Raw genomic sequence first — 16376 nt, 5'->3', positions numbered from 1 at the left:
AGGATTTTTTCGGGGTGCTGCATATGTGTTGACTCGCGGCTGTCCTGTCGGTTGGCCGAGATGCAGCGGCGGAATCCATTCGCAGCTTCGCTGTCGATAAAACGGCTTCCTGATTACTGGGCCTCGTGTGGCATCGCGAGTGCGGTTCCGAGAATCCAGGCGAACAAGAAAGCCGGCATTCCCGTAATCGAGAAACCCTCGAGCGAAAGCGGCCCATCATGGACGATGAACGCTGCGAGGAGCAGGGGGTGTACTGCTGCGCCGGCGATCGCGAGGTGCGCGGTAAACCTTGGCAGCACCCGATGGACGTACATCGCAACCGCGAACGACCCCAGCGCCACGACGGTGGGCATTCCCGACATTGCCAGCAATCCGAAGGTCAGGTCGTACAGCAGCGTTGAGTTCTCAGCCTTATGGTGTCGGTAGAGGAGCAGGTCGAACGCGGTGAACCCGCCAAGCAAAAGGACCACGCATCCGATGAAGCCAGCGGCGAAACACGTCGGGCGAGTCGATCTGGCGGGAAGTCGATCACGTAGGAAAGTCCATACCGCGGCGCCGAATACAAGCCAGAGCGTGACGCCGACGGTATTGAGCAGCATCGTCACGACCAACCGATCGTGGTGGGTCGCGGCCCACAGCGCCACTTCGGTACCCGACGTCTGGGTCCCCGGGAATGACCAGATCGGATAAATCGCAAGCGCGATCGTGGGGAGGACGAATCCGGACGTGCCAGCCCATCGCGCCACGCACGCCGACCCGCTAGGTTTTTCAGCCACACTCGGCATGTTGTCGTCGTCCACGCGTCCTCCTGACGACTCGTCTTGCCGATCGAAAGGTCCTCACGATCGGTCCGTCTGCCGCATTATCCGCGCGGTCAATCGCGACGCGGGAGCCGACATGCTCGACAGAACGTGACCAGCGAGGCCTCGTACTGACGCTCGTCGGCTCAGGCCGCGATGCCCCGGATTCGAGATTTCAGGGCTTCGTCGAAGCGATCCAGCACCGTCTCGGCCACCAACCGGTGCGCACCCAGCGGTTCCGCCAGCTCGATGCCGGCGCCGTCCGCGAAATCACGCACCCGGTCCGGCAGCAGGCCGGGCGCCAAGAACCACGGAGCGATGACCACCCGCCGCGCGCCCTGCCGGCGCAACCGGCCGGCAGCCTCGGCCAGCGACCTGTCTCTTCTCCTCATCTACTTGTGTATAAGACACCGCCGCCGTCNACGGTGTGACGACGGCGTCGCGACACCCGCCCAGCACGTCGGCCAGGCTGGGGATGTTCAGCTCGCAGAAGGCCGGCCGCACGTCCAGACCCGGCCGCATGCGCGCGAGCTCGCCGGCGACGGCGCGGGCGTTGGCCGCCGAGCGTGGATCCTTGCTTCCGTGCGCGGTCAGCACGAGGGTGGTCACGACGCGTGCAACCCGCATTCGGTCTTGGCGTGCCCCTGCCAGCGCCCGCTGCGCGGGTCGGCGCCGTCGGCGGGCTTGGCCGTGCAGGGGGCGCAACCGATCGACGGATAACCGTCGTAGACAAGGGGATTCACCAGGACGTCGTGTTCGTCGATGTAGTTCTGCATGTCCTCGTCGGTCCACGTCGCCAGCGGGTTGATTTTCACCAGCTTGTAGCCCTCGTCGAAGCTGACCAGCGGGGCGTTGGCGCGAGTCGGTGAGTCGCTACGGCGCAGCCCGGTCACCCACGCGGAGTAGCCACGCAGCGCCTTGCCCAGCGGGGCGACCTTGCGCAGCCGGCAGCATTCGCCCGGGTCACGCGCGAAGAGGTCCTTGCCGAGCAGCCTGTCCTGCTCGGCCACCGTGTGCTCGGGCGTGACGTTGACCACCCGGATGTCGTAGACGGACTCGATCGCGTCGCGGGTGCCGATGGTCTCCACGAAGTGGTAGCCGGTGTCCAAAAACAGCACCGGCACGCCGGGCCGCACCTTGGCGGCCAGGTCGATCAGCACCGCCTCCTGCATGCTGGATGCCACCACGTAGTTGCACGTCGCCCACGCGCGCGGCCCGGTCACACCGCCGAAGTTCTCGTCGGTCCAGCGCAGCAGGTCGGTGGCGCTGGCGCCCTCCAGCTCGGCCGCGCCACGGGCGGCCAGCTTCCGCAGGTCGGCCTCGGTGGGGCTGGTCGTTTCCAGGCTCATCGCAAGTCGCCTTCCTCGGCGCGAACGACCCACTGCGCGAATCGTTCGCCGTTGTTCCGGTGCTTGATGAAGTTGCGTGCTACCCGATCGATGTAGTCGCCCAGCTCGTCGCTGGTGACCTTGTGCTGACGCAGTTTTCGGCCGAAACCGCTGTCCAGACCGAGGCTGCCGCCCAGGTGCACCTGGAAGCCCTCGACCGAGCCGCCGTGGCCGTCGTCGACCATCTGGCCCTTGAACCCGATGTCGGCGACTTGAATTCGCGCGCACGAGTTCGGGCAGCCGTTGATGTTGACCGTGATCGGCACGTCCAGCTGGGAGTTGAGGTCCTCGAGCCGGCGCTCCAGCTCGGGCACCAACTCCTGTGCCCTGCCCCGTGTTTCGGCGAAAGACAACTTACAGAACTCGATCCCCGAGCAGGCCATGAGGTTTCGCCGCCACCGCGACGGGCGCGCCTGAAGACCCAGCGCCTCCACGTCGGCGATCAGGTCGTCGAGCAAGGCGTCGGGCACGTCGAGGATGATCAGCTTCTGGTATGGCGTGAACCGGATTCGGTTTGAACCGGCCCGCTCGGCCAGGTCGGCCACGGTCGACAGGATGGTGCCGGACACGCGCCCTGCGATCGGCGCGACCCCGACGGCGTTGAGCCCGTTCTTCAGTCGCTGCACCCCGACGTGATCGATCGGATGCTTGACCGGCTCGGGGGCCGGGCCGTCGAGCAGCGGGCGCTTGAGGTACTCGGTTTCGAGAACCTCGCGGAACTTCTCGATGCCCCAGTCCTTGATCAGGAACTTCAGCCGCGCCTTGGACCGCAGGCGCCGGTAGCCGTAGTCGCGGAAGATCGAGGTCACCGCCGCCCATACCTCGGGCACCTCGTCGAGGGGCACCCAGGCGCCGACGCGCTGGGCGAGCATCGGGTTGGTGGACAGCCCGCCGCCCACCCAAAGGTCCAGGCCGGGACCGTGCTCGGGATGGTTGACGCCGATGAAGGCGATGTCGTTGATCTCGTGCGCGACGTCCTGCAGGCCGGAGATGGCGGTCTTGTACTTGCGGGGCAGGTCGGCGAAGTCCGGCTTGCCGATGTAGCGACGCACGATCTCGTCGATCGCCCAGGTGGGGTCGATCACCTCGTCGAGGGATTCGCCGGCCAGGGGCGAGCCCAGGATCACGCGCGGGCAGTCGCCGCACGCCTCGGCGGTCTGCAGCCCGACCTCGTCGAGCCGCCGCCAGATCTCGGGGACGTTGCCCACCTCGATCCAGTGCATCTGCACGTTCTGCCGGTCGGAGATGTCGGCGGTGTCCCGGCCGAACTCGGTCGAGATCTGGCCCACCGTGCGCAGCGCGGCGGTCGACAGCGCGCCGCCGTCGCAGCGCACCCGCATCATGAAGTACTTGGCCTCGAGCAACTCGGCGTTCTCGTCGCCGGTGTACGACCCGTCGTAACCCTGTTCGCGCTGGGTGTACAGGCCCCACCAACGGAAGCGGCCACGCAGGTCGCTCTTGTCGATGCTGTCGAATCCGCCTTGCGCGTAGATGTTTTCGATGCGATCCCGGACCTCGAGCGGGGCGCCGGCCTGCTTCATCTCTTCGTTGGGGTTGAGCGCCTCGCGATTTCCCAGCGCCCACTGGCCCTCGTTGCGGGACTTCGCGGGAGGGGCTGTCGTCATTCGGGGGTTCTCCTTCACGGATCTCAAGGGCGTCAGACAGCGCAATTCACCGATTTATTCCGGCGGCGCAGATCCGGCAGCCAGCTGGAGGTACAGGCGGGGCGGGTCTACGAGATCAAGGCAGACAGCAACAGCTGCAGACGCGCTTGAGATCAATGTGCCGCCGCGCCACGAGGGCGATGCGCAAGCTGCGGTTGGCGGTCACGGCAGCCATTCTGCCATGGACGGCGCGGGGTGTTGCGATCAGGTCATATTTTTCCTCACGCTGACCCAAACTAAGCAGCGACCCTGGGCGGATGGGCAAACAGAGCCAACAATCGCCTGAGAAACCGTTCGGCCCGATCCAGAGGCCCACTTAAAGGGCATGACCTGCGTCGATGCCCTCGTCGGCGGGAACGTGGCACGGCTCGACCCGGCCGCCGTGGGAGGATTTGGCATGCCACTTCGCGAGGCCCCGGGCGACCTGCCCGCCCTACAGCCGAGTCCGGGCCGGCCGTTCGGGTTGTACGTCCACGTCCCGTTCTGCTTCATACGTTGCGGATATTGCGACTTCAACACCTACACCCCCGCCGAACTCGGCGGCGTCAACCCCGACGCCTGGCTGCAGGCGCTGGGGACGGAGCTGGAGCTGGCGGCCGCGCGGCTGGGCGGACCGAGCGTGAGCACGGTGTTTGTCGGCGGCGGGACGCCGTCGCTGCTGGGTGGCGAACGCCTGGCCCGGCTGCTGGGCATGGTGCGCGATCACTTCGTCCTGGCGCCCGACGCCGAGATCACCACCGAGGCCAACCCGGAATCGGCCTGGCCGGACTTCTTCTCGGCGACCCGCACCGCCGGCTACACCCGGGTGTCGCTGGGCATGCAGTCGGTGTCCCCGCGGGTGTTGGGGGTCCTCGACCGGATACACACGCCGAACCGGTCGGCGGCCGCGGCCCGCGAGGCGCTGGCCGAGGGCTTCGAACACGTCAGCCTCGACCTGATCTACGGAACGCCGGGGGAGTCCGACGACGACCTGCTGCGTTCCGTCGACACCGCGGTCGACACCGGCGTCGACCACGTATCGGCGTATGCCCTGGTCGTGGAGGAGGGCACCGCGCTGGCCCGGCGGGTTCGGCGCGGCGAGCTGGCCGCCCCCGACGACGATGTGCTGGCGCACCGCTACGAATTGGTCGACGCGCGGCTGTCTGATGCCGGCATGAGCTGGTACGAGGTGTCCAACTGGAGCCGGCCGGGCGGCGAGTGCCGGCACAACGTCGGCTACTGGAACGGCGGGCAGTGGTGGGGTGCGGGGCCGGGGGCGCACGGATACGTCGGTGCGACGCGCTGGTGGAACGTCAAGCACCCCAACGCCTATGCCGAGCTGCTGGCCGGTGGAACCCTGCCGGTTTCGGGTTTCGAGCAGCTCGACAGCGACGCACTGCACACCGAGGAGGTGCTGTTGAAAACCCGTTTACGACAAGGGCTTCCGTTGGACCGGCTGGGAGACGCCGAACGTCAACGTGCGCAAACCGCGGTGGCCGACGGGTTGCTGGTGTCTGAGGGCGAGCGGCTGGTGCTCACCCCGCGCGGCCGGCTGCTGGCCGACGGCGTGGTGCGCACGCTGTTGGGGTAGCGCTCAGGTCCCCGGAAACCAATGCGCGACAACGCGGTTGATCTCGATGAACAGCGAAATCCCGACGGTGACGGTATAGGAAAACGTCAGGCCCAGCGAGGCGGCCAGGGGCAGCGTGGGGCTGGCCTCGGGGATCCCCAGGCGCTGTACCGCCGGCAGCGTGATGTATGACGCCGAGGCGCACAACACGGCGAACAGCACGTAGGTGCCCGGCTGGAAGTGGGTGTCGGTGAGGTAGGCGTAGCTGTAGCCGACCAGGATGCCAAGCGCGCCAAAGATATTGGGTGCCAGCAAGCCGAACACGATGAAACCGCTGCCGGCCGACTTGAGATCTCGCAGCTTGCGCGACGCGGTCATGCCCATCTCCAGCAGGAACAGGCACAGCACGCCCTGAAACGCCGCAACGAAGAGTTCGTTCTGGTCGTGAACGACCTTCTGCCCCTGCAGCGCACTGATGAAGCCGATGGCTATGCCGCCGACGAGGAGGATGATGCCGGGATTGAGGAAGACCTCCTGCAATATCTCGCGGGAGAAAAGGGGTGCCTTGCCGCGCTTGGGCGCCGGCTCGTACCACTCGGGGTGCTCCCGCCTCTGCAGGGAGAACTCCAGCTCCTGTTCGATCCCACGCTCGGCTTTCTCGTCGAGGCTCTCCGGCCCGGCACGCCGGGTGGCCGCGCCGGGCCCGACCCTCGCGGGAGCCCGGTAGCCGGGCTCGTCCGGCATGAACCCCGCCTCGTCCATCCCCCGGTGCCGCATCCGGGCCACCAGGTACAGCGCCACCAGGCAGCCGGGGATCTCCATGAAGGCCAGCATCACCGGCATGTAGGCATCGAAGGCGATGCCGACGCTGGTCAGGAAGGCCACGCAGGTGGCGAAGGTGCCCGCCGAATCCGACGCGTAGTAACCGGCCACCGTGGCCCGGTCGACGCGCCGCAACCGGCTCAGATACCTCAACAGGAGATAGGTCAGGGCACCGACCGCGAAGTTCAACGCGAAGCCCGCGGCGACGAAGCCGGCGATGTTGTCGATGTCGGCCGGCTTGACCTTGGCGAGCTCTTCGCCGCCCTGCCAGCCGATGGCCACCAAAAGGTACATGGTGAGGCCCTGATAGATCGCATACGGAAACTCGAACCGCACCTTGAGGATCGGGATCAGAAAGCCGAAATAGAAGAACAGCAACAGCGGCTTGAAGAGATTGTGGGTGAAGTTCTCCCAGAACTCGTGCAGCATAGTGCCTCCCGGCGAGCTAGGCCGGCGAAGCGGGCAGCGGCAACTGACGCGCGGCGGGCGAGAACATCAATAGAACCTTGAGGACTCACGCGACGCGCGTCAACTTGGTGAGGCCGTCTTTACGAACAATTAACAACGCTCGATTTCGGCGATGCCGGTGACCGAAGCCGGCGTAGCTAGAACCAGTGGGTGACCAGGCGGTTGATCTCGATGTAGAGCGGGATTCCGATCGTCACGTTGTAGGAGAATGTCAAACCCAGCGATGCGGCCAGGGGCAGGGTCGGGCTCGCCTCGGGGATGGCCAGCCGCTGGACCGCCGGGACGGCGATGTAGGACGCCGCGCCGCAGAGCACCGCAAACAGCACGTAGGTTCCCGGCTTGAAATCGGCATGCGTCGCGGCCGCGTAAAGGTGGGCGACGATGATGCCCAGCGGCGCAAAGATGTTCGGCGCGAGCAAGCCGAACAAGATGAAACCGGGGCCCGCCGACCGCAGGTCCCGCAGCTTGCGAGACGCCGTCATGCCCATCTCGAGCAGGAACAGGCACAGCACGCCCTGGAACGCCAGCACGAAGAATCTGTCGTCGTCGGCGACGACCTTCTGTCCCTGCAGGCCGCTGATCAGCCCGATGGCGATGCCGCCGAAAAGAAGGACGAGCCCGGGGTTCAGGAACACTTCCTGCAGGAGTTCACGAGAGAAGAGGGGCACCCCCCGTTTGCCTTTCGCGGGCGGCGGGCTCTGGTCGGGCTCCCAGTCCGGATGGTCCAGCTTTTCCATCGAGAGCTCGAGCTCTGACTCGACTCCCCGATCGTGCTCGGCCGCGAGGCTCTTGCCGTGCGGGGGCTGTGCCGCCGTGCCGGGCCCGACGCCGACCTTGACCGGAGGGGTGTATCCGGGCTCGTCGGGCATGTTCCCGGCGGCGTCCATGTTCCGGTGCCGCAGCAGAGCCACGAAGTACAGCGCCACCAGGCAGCCGGGAACCTCCATGACGGCCAGCATCACGGGCATGTAGGGGTTGAACGAGATGCCGACGGCGGCCAGGACCGCCAGGCAGGTGGCGAAGGTCCCCGCCGAGTCGGAGCCGTAATAGCCGGCGACGGTCGCCCGGTCGACCTTTCGCAGGGAGGTCAGCCAGCCCATCAGCACGTAGGCGATCGCCCCGATCAGGAAGTTCAGGAAGAAGCCCACCGCCATGAATCCGACGATGACCCCGATGCTGGAGGCTTTGACGTTGGCGAGTTCTTCGCCGCCGTGCCAGCCGATGGCCAGCAGCAGGTACATCGTCAAGCCCTGATAGATGACATACGGGAACTCGAAGCGAACCTTCAGGATCGGGATCAGGAAGCCGAAGTAGAAAAACAGCAGGAGCGGCTTGAACAGGTTGTGGGTGAAGTTGTGCCAGAACTCTTGCAGCATTGGGGTGCCTCTCTTTTTGAAGCATTGATCGGTTGGGGGAAGCACCGTGCACAACCGGGGCAACCACGCCATCCCGAAACCGGTGCAAAATTTAACCCCGCCGATAAGCGTCCGCCACTCGGACACAACGCGGAAAGCCCATCTTTTACACAGCCGTATCGAAAGAGCGGATTTTCCCAAAGCCTATGGTCACAGCGCCGCTGGTCGGACGGTGTGCGGCCGGGTTGGCGTGAATCCACTGTGACTATTCTGGTGATTCGCTGTGGGATCGGCGTGGGCGCGGCCACGCCCCTCCCGGGGGGCAACGCGGGGAGGGGTTGCGCGGAGTTAGATAGGTTAGGCTACATTTACTAACCGTGACCGAGGTCAGCGTCGAGACGAGTTCCGCAGACTCCGCGTCACCGCCGATTCCGTTGCCTCCCGACGTCCACCCGGCCGACTTGGCCGCCGAGCTGGCCGGCGCGCTGCCGGAGCGGCGCGGCGAGGAGTACCTGCTCTACGAACATGACGGGCAATGGGTACTGGCCAGCGGTGTGCGGGCGACGGTCGAGCTGGACAGCGACGAGCTGCGGGTGACCCGCGACGGCGCCACCCGGCGGCAACAATGGTCCGGGCGGCCCAGCCCGGTCCTGGGCGAAGCCATCGACCGGCTGCTGCTCGAAACCGACCAGCTTTTCGGCTGGGTCACCTTCGAATTCGGCGTCCACCGCTACGGGCTGCAGCAGCGGCTGGCGCCGCGCACACCCTTGGCGCGGGTTTTTTGGCCGCGCACCCGCATCGTGGTGACCCGGGACGTGGTTCGCCTCTACGGCGCCGAAGCCGGCCACATCGAGGCGGTGCACCGCTTGTTGGGCGACGGCGTGTGCGGCCTGCCCCGTGCTTGTGCGGTCGACGTGAGCGCCGATCCGTCCGGCTACCGCGACCGGGTGGCGGCGGCTGTCCGCGAGATCGCGGGGGGCAGCTACCACAAGGTGATCCTGTCCCGTTGCGTCGAAGTCCCTTTCGCGCTGGACTTCCCGTCCACCTACCGGCTGGGCCGGCGGCACAACACCCCGGTGCGGTCGTTCTTGTTGCGGCTCGGCGGGATTCGCGCCGTCGGCTACAGCCCCGAACTCGTGGCGGCCGTACACCGCGACGGCGCTGTGGTGACCGAGCCACTGGCCGGCACGCGCGCGCTCGGGCGCGGTGCGGCGCGTGATCGCCAGGCTCGCGAAGACTTGGAATCGAACTCCAAAGAGATTGTCGAGCACGCTATTTCGGTGCGCAGCTCGTTGCAGGAGATGACCGAGATCGCCGAGGCGGGAACCGCGGTGGTCAGCGACTTCATGACCGTGCGGGAGCGGGGGAGCGTGCAGCACCTGGGTTCCACGGTCAGCGCGCGGCTGGACCCGTCGAGCGACCGGATGGACGCGCTGGAAGCGCTTTTTCCGGCGGTCACGGCCTCGGGCATCCCGAAGGCGGCCGCCGTCGAGGCGATCCTGCGCCTCGATGAGGGCCCGCGCGGGCTGTACTCCGGCGCCGTCGTGATGGTTTCGGCGGACGGCGGCCTCGACGCGGCGCTGACGCTGCGGGCGGCCTACGAATGCGACGGCAAGACGTGGCTGCGGGCCGGCGCCGGGATCATCGAAGAGTCCGAGCCCGAGCGCGAATTCGAGGAGACCTGCGAAAAGCTGTCGACGCTCGCGCCGTATCTGATTGCCCGGCACTAGCGACCGGGTCGCTCAGTCGCGGAACGTGCACGCGGTCGCTCGAAATTTCGCAAATGAGCGCGCGTTGGGGGGCGGCGCCCGTAGGGACTTTTGGCCCTAGTCGGCGGGATCCCCGGCGTGTCATCTTGATGTAACTGCATGACACAGGTACTGATAGACACACATAACTGGGAGGGTCCCGTGTCCGACAGCTTGACCAACCTGCAGCTACTCCAGGAGCTTGAGCCCGTGGTCGAGCAGCTGCTCAACCGCCACCTCTCGCTGTTCAAGGAGTGGAACCCGCACGACTACGTCCCGTGGTCGGACGGCAAGAACTTCTACGCCCTCGACGGCCAGGACTGGGAGCCCGGGCAGAGCCGGCTTTCCGACGTCGCACAAGTCGCGATGGTGCAAAACCTGCTGACCGAGGACAATTTGCCGTCGTATCACCGCGAGATCGCGATGAACTTCACCATGGACGGCCCGTGGGGCCAGTGGGTGAATCGGTGGACGGCCGAGGAGAACCGGCACAGCACGGCGCTGCGCGACTACCTGGTGGTCACCCGCGCGGTCGACCCGGTCGAGCTGGAAAAGCTGCGCATGGAGCAAATGACCCGAGGGTTCAGCCCGGGCCAGAACCAGCAGGGGGACATGTTCGCCGAGAGTTTGTTCGACTCGGTCATGTACGTGTCGTTTCAGGAATTGGCCACCCGCGTCGCGCACCGCAACACCGGTAAGGCCGCCCACGACACCATCGCCGAACAGCTGATGGCGCGGGTGTCGCACGACGAGAACCTGCACATGATCTTTTACCGCGACGTCAGCGCCGCGGGCCTGGACATCGCGCCCAATCAGGCGATGAGGTCGGTGCACCGAATCTTGCGCAATTTCAAGATGCCCGGATTCACCGTGCCGGAGTTTCGGCGCAAGGCCGTGATCATCGCGGTCGGTGGTGTCTACGACCCGCGCATCCATCTCGACGAGGTCGTCATGCCGGTGCTCAAGAAGTGGCGCATCTTCGAACGCGAGGACTTCACCGGCGAAGCCGCCCGGATGCGCGACGACCTTGCCGTGCTGATCAAGGAACTCGAAGTGGCCAGCGACAAATTCGACGAATCCAAGCAGCGCTACCTCGAGCGGGAGGCCCGCAGGGCCGAGCGGATCACCGCCAGCAGGGTGCTCAAAACCGAAGGGACACTGACGCTCAGCGGACGGTAGGCGCTCGGCCGGGTAACGGTTCGGGTACGTTTCGGTCGTCGCCCCGACACGTCATGCCGCGCCGCGGGTCTGGTCGCCGAGAATGCGGGCATGACGCAATCGTGGGAGCCCGACGTTGGCGCGTGAGATCTCCCGCCAGACGTTGTTGCGGGGCGCCGCCGGCGCGTTGACCGCCGGCGCCGTTTTTGGATCGGGCCGGCTCGTCTCGGGCCGGGCCACCGCCTTGCTCTTATTCACCTCTAGCTGTGTCTTAGAGGNGCCCCGACACGTCATGCCGCGCCGCGGGTCTGGTCGCCGAGAATGCGGGCATGACGCAATCGTGGGAGCCCGACGTTGGCGCGTGAGATCTCCCGCCAGACGTTGTTGCGGGGCGCCGCCGGCGCGTTGACCGCCGGCGCCGTTTTTGGATCGGGCCGGCTCGTCTCGGGCCGGGCCACCGCCGCTCCGGCCGCGTCCGGCTGGGACGGCCTTTCCACAGCCCTCGGCGGCAAGGTGCTGTTGCCGGGCAGCCCCCAATTCGCCTCGGCCAAGCAGGTTTTCAACACCAACTACAACGGCTTCACGCCGGCGGCGATCGTCACCCCGACATCGGCGGCGGATGTGCAAAAGGCGATGGCGTTTGCCGCCGCCAACAACCTCAAGGTCGCACCGCGCAGCGGTGGGCACTCCTACATCGGCGCGTCCACGGCCAATGGGGCCATGGTTTTCGACCTGCGTCAGCTGCCGGGGGAAATCAATTACGACGCGGCCACCGGCCAGGTCACGGTGACGCCGGCGACGAGTCTGTACGCGATGCACCAGGCCCTCGCCGCAGCCAACCGGGGCATCCCCACGGGCACGTGCCCCTCGGTCGGCGCCGCGGGCCACGCCCTCGGCGGCGGGCTGGGCGCCCAATCCCGGCACGCGGGCATGCTGTGCGACCAATTGACGTCGGCGTCGGTGGTGCTGCCCGGTGGCCAGGCGGTCACGGCATCCGCCGCCAGCAACCCCGACCTGTTCTGGGCGCTGCGCGGCGGAGGTGGCGGGAACTTCGGCGTGACGACTTCGCTGACCTTCGCCACGTTTCCGACCAGTGACGTCGACGTGGTCAACCTCAATTTCCCGCCGCAGTCGTTCGCGCAGGTCCTGCTCGGTTGGCAGGGTTGGCTGCGCACCGCCGACCGAAACAGCTGGGCACTGGCCGACGCCACCGTCGACGCGATGGGCACGCACTGCCGCATCATGGCGACCTGCCCGGCGGGCTCCGGCGGGAGCGTGGCGAATGCGATCACCTCGGCCGTCGGACTGCAGCCGACCGGGACCGACAACCACACGTTCAATTACCTGGATCTGGTGCGGTATCTGGCCGTCGGCAACCTCAACCCGGCGCCGCTCGGGTACGTCGGCGGCTCCGACGTGTTCACGACGCTCACCCCGGCCGCGGCCCAGGGGATCGCCTCCGCGGTCAACGCCTTCCCCCGGAGCGCGGGGCGCATGCTGGCGATCATGCACGCGCTCGACGGTGCCCTCGCGACCGTGGCGCCGGGGGCCACGGCCTTTCCGTGGCGCCGGCAGTCGTCGCTGGTGCAGTGGTACGTCGAAACTTCTGACCCGTCCGCGGCCACCAACTGGCTCAACACCGCACACCAAGCGGTGCAACCGTATTCGGTCGGCGGCTACGTGAACTACATCGAGGCCGGCCAGCCGCCATCGCGCTACTTCGGCCCCAACCTGTCCCGGCTGAGCGCCGTGCGGCAGAAGTACGACCCCGGCCGGGTGATGTTCTCCGGGCTGACTTTCTAGCCGCCTGTCGGGTGCTGCACGCGCAGGACGCGTGTCCTAGACTTTTCAGCCGTGCACGAGGCGCAAGGCGTTGCCCGTGAAGCGACGGGCCGTCGTCAATCGGTTCGACCGTGACCCAGGTCGCCGAGCGCGCCGACGGTGGGCAGCCGGCGCCCACGCCGTTGCGCAACCGCCTGTACCGCAGCCTGTTCATCGCGCAGTTCATCTCCAACATCGGGACGTGGATGCAAAGCGTGGCGGCCCAATGGTTCTTGATCGAGGAGCACGGCAGCGCCACCATCGTGTCGCTGGTCCAGACCGCCAGCCTGGGGCCGACGCTGCTGCTGGGCCTGTTCGCCGGGGTGCTGGCCGACCTGTTCGACCGGCGGCGGCTGTTGATCTTCCTGCAGTCGTACGCGGTGGTGGTGGCGCTGGCCCTGGCGGCGCTGACCTACGCCGGTCACCTCACCCCGACCTCGCTGTTGCTGTTCACGGTGGCCATCGGCTGCGCCTCGGCGCTGACCGCACCGGCCTGGCAGGCAATTCAGCCCGAGCTCGTCCCGCGCGAGCAGATCCCGGCCGCCGCCACCTTGTCCAGCGTCTCGGCGAACGTGGGCCAGGCGGTGGGACCCGCGATCGGTGGCGTCGCTGTGGCGCTGGCCGGGCCCGCCGCCGTCTTCGCGATCAACGCGGTCTCGTTCGCCGGGATCATCGTTGTCCTGCGTGGCTGGAAACGACCCAAGCAAGTCGCGCCGATCGAGCGAGAACGCATCAGCCAGGCGATCGGCACCGGCTTGCAATACGTCGCCCACAGCCCGATTTTCCGCAGAATCCTTCTGCGCGCCAGCCTTTTCCTGTTCCCCGCCTCGGCCCTGTTGGCGCTGCTGCCCGTGGCCGCCGACCACCGATGGCACCTGGGCGCCAGCGGCTACGGCCTGACACTGGCGGCCATCGGCCTTGGCGCGACGATCGCGGTCGCGGTCGCCACACCGCTGCGCCGGAAGGTGTCGGCCAACGTGCTACTGGCGGCCTGCGCCGCGGGCTACGGGCTTGCGCCGGCGGCGGTGGCCCGGCTGCCCTTTTCGGGGGGGATGTGCGTGTTGGGGGGTGCGTGGGGGGTGTGTCGGAGCTCAGCTTGCTCGTTTTGCGCGGNGGCTTGCAATACGTCGCCCACAGCCCGATTTTCCGCAGAATCCTTCTGCGCGCCAGCCTTTTCCTGTTCCCCGCCTCGGCCCTGTTGGCGCTGCTGCCCGTGGCCGCCGACCACCGATGGCACCTGGGCGCCAGCGGCTACGGCCTGACACTGGCGGCCATCGGCCTTGGCGCGACGATCGCGGTCGCGGTCGCCACACCGCTGCGCCGGAAGGTGTCGGCCAACGTGCTACTGGCGGCCTGCGCCGCGGGCTACGGGCTTGCGCCGGCGGCGGTGGCCTGGCTGCCGTTTGCGGCGGCGATGCCCGTTCTGGTGTTGGCGGGGATGTCCTGGCTGATCACCTTGTCGACGTTGAACGCGGCGGCGCAGCTGCACTTGCCGCAATGGGTTCGGGCCCGCGGCCTGTCCGTGTACCTGCTGGTCTTCACCGGGTCAATGGCGATCGGCTCGTACTGCTGGGGCGTGCTTGCCACGCAGGCGGGCCTGGAGCTCTCGCTCACGTGCTCGGCGGCGCTGTTGGGCGTGGCCGCCCTCAGCGTCGCCGTGCTGCCACTGCGGGCGTCCACCGGGCTGCTGAGCCGCGACATTTCCACGTGTTGGACCTCACCGATGCTGGTGTTCGAGCCGCTTCCGAACGATGGGCCGGTGCTGGTGACCGTGCAATATCGAGTGTCGGCCGAGAACCTCAAAGGCTTCGTCGAGGCGATGAGCGCGGTCAGGCGATCGCGCCTGCGTACCGGCGGCCACAGCTGGCGGCTCTACCGCAGCACCAAGAGTCCGCAAATTATGCTGGAGAGGTTCACCGTGGCGTCGTGGGCCGAGTTCGAACGCCAGCACACCGAGCGGTGGCTGGCTTCCGACCACGAGGCCGCGTCGAAGGCGGTGGGCTACACCGTCGACAACGCCCGGCGGCACGACTACTACCTCGCCGTGCGGGTGCAGCACTGAATTCGTGCTATGGACCCCCGAGCCGGCGGACGAGCGCCTTCTTGTCGACCTTGCCGATCGGCGTGGTGGGTAGCGCCGGCAGCGCGACCAGCATGTCGGGCCGGGCGTGGGCGGCCACGCCGCGCCCGTCGAGGTGCGCGTTCAGCTCGGCGAGGGTGATCGGCTCTGCGGCGTAAACTACTGCCGCACAGATCTTTTCGCCCAGATAGGGATCGGGCAGCCCGACCGCGGCCGCCGAAGCGATTGCGGAATGGCTGAGCATGTGCTCCTCGAGCTCCGCCGCCGCGACGGTTTCACCGCCGCGGCAGATGACGTCCTTGACCCGGCCGGTGACCACCAGGTAGCCGTCGTCCCTGCGGCGGACCAGGTCGCCGCTGCGGTAGAAGCCGTCCGGGTCGAAACAGCGCTCGTTGTCGCGCTCGGCGCGGAAGTAGCCGTTGAACGTGTACGGTCCGCGCACCAACAGCTCGCCCTCGTCGCCGGGCGCCACCGGCGCGCCCGCCGCGTCGACGATGCGCAGTTCGTCGTCGGCGCACAGCGGCCGCCCCTGGGTGTTCTCGACGACGTCCGGCGGATCGTCCGGGCGGGTGTAGTTCAGTAGGCCCTCCGCCATCCCGAACACCTGCTGCAGGCCCGGGCTCAGCGCGGCGCGCACCAGGCGGGCGTCCGCCGACTCCAGTCGCGCCCCGCCAACCTGCAGCAGCCGCAACGACTTTGGCGTCACAGGCTCCCAGTCGCAGGCCTGCGCCCACAGCTTGGCCAGGGCCGGCACCAGGGCGGTGACCGTGACGCCGTGGCGGGCGATCGCGGCGAACGCGGCCTCCGGGCTGGGGTCGGCGCCGAACACCGTCGTCGCTCCCACGGCCATGGCCCCGAGCAGACCGGGGCACGCGAGGGGGAAGTTGTGGCCCGCGGGCAGCACCGCCAGGTAGACGTCGTCGGCGCCCAGACCGCAGACCTCGGCGCTGGCGGTCGCGTTGAAGAGGTAGTCCTCATGGGTCCGGGGAATCAGCTTGGGGGTGCCGGTGGTCCCCCCCGAAACCAGGAGCAGCGCAGGGGTTTCGGGATCGGCCGGCGGCACGGGCGGCCTTTCGGCGTCGCCCTCGCACAGTTGCGTCCACGGGGTGAATTCCCCGGCATCGCCGTCGACGATGACGTGCCGCAGCGCGGGGTGATCGTCGACCAGGCCGCGTGCCATCGCCCGGTAGTCGAAACCGCTTGCGGTGTCGGGGATTAGCAGACCCGTCGCGTCGCTGACCGCGGCAAAGTGGGCCAATTCGGCGGCCCGGTGGCCGGGCAGGCACATCACCGGGATGGCCCCCGCCCGCAGCAACCCGAACAGCGCCACCGCGAACGGGCTGCCGTTCGGCAGCTGCAACAGCACCCGGTCGCCCGGCGCGATGCCCAGCCGCCCCAGCCCGGCCGCGACGCGGTCGGCCCGCTCGTCGAGTTCGGCGTAGCTCAACCCGCCGTCCGACGGCGCGTCGACGACCGCCATCCGGCCGGGCCAGTCCAGTGCCGCGTCGGTCAGCAGCGTGTCC

Annotated in this window: 13 protein-coding genes and 2 pseudogenes; 7 read left to right on the top strand and 8 right to left on the bottom strand. The window is 67.7% G+C overall.

All coding sequences use genetic code 11. From position 1 onward, the window contains the following. Positions 1–113 precede the first annotated feature (113 nt). From BN4348_RS45355 to BN4348_RS62865, 5 genes and pseudogenes are all read right to left on the bottom strand, one after another. A complete protein-coding gene (locus BN4348_RS45355) occupies positions 114–800 on the bottom strand; it encodes a hypothetical protein (RefSeq protein WP_235852757.1) in 687 nt (228 codons plus the stop codon). Positions 801–946: 146 nt separating this feature from the next. Next, a pseudogene (locus tag BN4348_RS45350) lies at positions 947–1409 on the bottom strand (CbiX/SirB N-terminal domain-containing protein). After that, a complete protein-coding gene (locus BN4348_RS45345) occupies positions 1406–2149 on the bottom strand; it encodes a phosphoadenylyl-sulfate reductase (RefSeq protein ID WP_066914088.1) in 744 nt (247 codons plus the stop codon). The pseudogene BN4348_RS45350 and the gene BN4348_RS45345 overlap by 4 nt, the downstream one beginning before the upstream one ends. Next, a complete protein-coding gene (locus BN4348_RS45340) occupies positions 2146–3813 on the bottom strand; it encodes a nitrite/sulfite reductase (protein WP_066914085.1) in 1668 nt (555 codons plus the stop codon). The genes BN4348_RS45345 and BN4348_RS45340 overlap by 4 nt, the downstream gene beginning before the upstream one ends. A 115-nt stretch (positions 3814–3928) precedes the next feature. Further along, positions 3929–4027: an Ms4527A family Cys-rich leader peptide gene (locus tag BN4348_RS62865; protein ID WP_372514108.1), complete on the bottom strand. Its 99-nt coding sequence runs from the start codon at positions 4025–4027 to the stop codon at positions 3929–3931. 222 nt (positions 4028–4249) lie between these two features. On the opposite strand from BN4348_RS62865, the gene hemW reads away from it, so the two are divergent. After that, positions 4250–5422, top strand: coding sequence for a radical SAM family heme chaperone HemW (hemW, locus tag BN4348_RS45335; RefSeq protein ID WP_066914125.1), 1173 nt, complete (start codon positions 4250–4252; stop codon positions 5420–5422). Positions 5423–5425: 3 nt separating this feature from the next. On the opposite strand, the gene BN4348_RS45330 is transcribed toward hemW, so the two are convergent. Further along, positions 5426–6652, bottom strand: a complete 1227-nt coding sequence (locus tag BN4348_RS45330; RefSeq protein ID WP_066914084.1) for a sodium-dependent bicarbonate transport family permease — start codon at positions 6650–6652, stop codon at positions 5426–5428. Positions 6653–6828: 176 nt separating this feature from the next. Then, positions 6829–8067: a sodium-dependent bicarbonate transport family permease gene (locus BN4348_RS45325; RefSeq protein ID WP_066914083.1), complete on the bottom strand. Its 1239-nt coding sequence runs from the start codon at positions 8065–8067 to the stop codon at positions 6829–6831. 356 nt (positions 8068–8423) lie between these two features. Between BN4348_RS45325 and BN4348_RS45320 the strand changes: the two genes are divergently transcribed. From BN4348_RS45320 to BN4348_RS45300, 6 genes and pseudogenes are all read left to right on the top strand, one after another. Further along, complete coding sequence (locus BN4348_RS45320; RefSeq protein WP_066914082.1) at positions 8424–9776, top strand: salicylate synthase; 1353 nt, start codon at positions 8424–8426, stop codon at positions 9774–9776. A 180-nt stretch (positions 9777–9956) separates the two neighbouring features. Next, a complete protein-coding gene (locus BN4348_RS45315) occupies positions 9957–10973 on the top strand; it encodes an acyl-ACP desaturase (protein ID WP_066914081.1) in 1017 nt (338 codons plus the stop codon). A 115-nt stretch (positions 10974–11088) separates the two neighbouring features. Next, positions 11089–11196, top strand: a pseudogene (locus tag BN4348_RS62860) (hypothetical protein); the annotation flags it as partial. A 110-nt stretch (positions 11197–11306) separates the two neighbouring features. After that, entirely contained in the window at positions 11307–12755 is a 1449-nt protein-coding gene (locus BN4348_RS45310; protein ID WP_066914078.1) for an FAD-binding oxidoreductase, read from the top strand. A gap of 110 nt (positions 12756–12865) precedes the next feature. After that, entirely contained in the window at positions 12866–14035 is a 1170-nt protein-coding gene (locus tag BN4348_RS45305; RefSeq protein WP_084454249.1) for an MFS transporter, read from the top strand. Then, positions 13987–14835, top strand: a complete 849-nt coding sequence (locus BN4348_RS45300) for an MFS transporter (RefSeq protein ID WP_407937906.1) — start codon at positions 13987–13989, stop codon at positions 14833–14835. Before BN4348_RS45305 ends, BN4348_RS45300 begins: the two co-directional genes overlap by 49 nt. Positions 14836–14842: 7 nt before the next feature. On the opposite strand, the gene BN4348_RS45295 is transcribed toward BN4348_RS45300, so the two are convergent. Then, a partial coding sequence (locus tag BN4348_RS45295; protein ID WP_066914076.1) for a (2,3-dihydroxybenzoyl)adenylate synthase occupies positions 14843–16376 on the bottom strand: 1534 nt, incomplete at its 5' end.

This window comes from Mycobacterium interjectum (assembly GCF_900078675.2).
GTDB lineage: Bacteria > Actinomycetota > Actinomycetes > Mycobacteriales > Mycobacteriaceae > Mycobacterium > Mycobacterium interjectum.
Note: the sequence above shows the minus strand (reverse complement) of the source record. Positions and strands in the feature narration are given on the sequence as shown.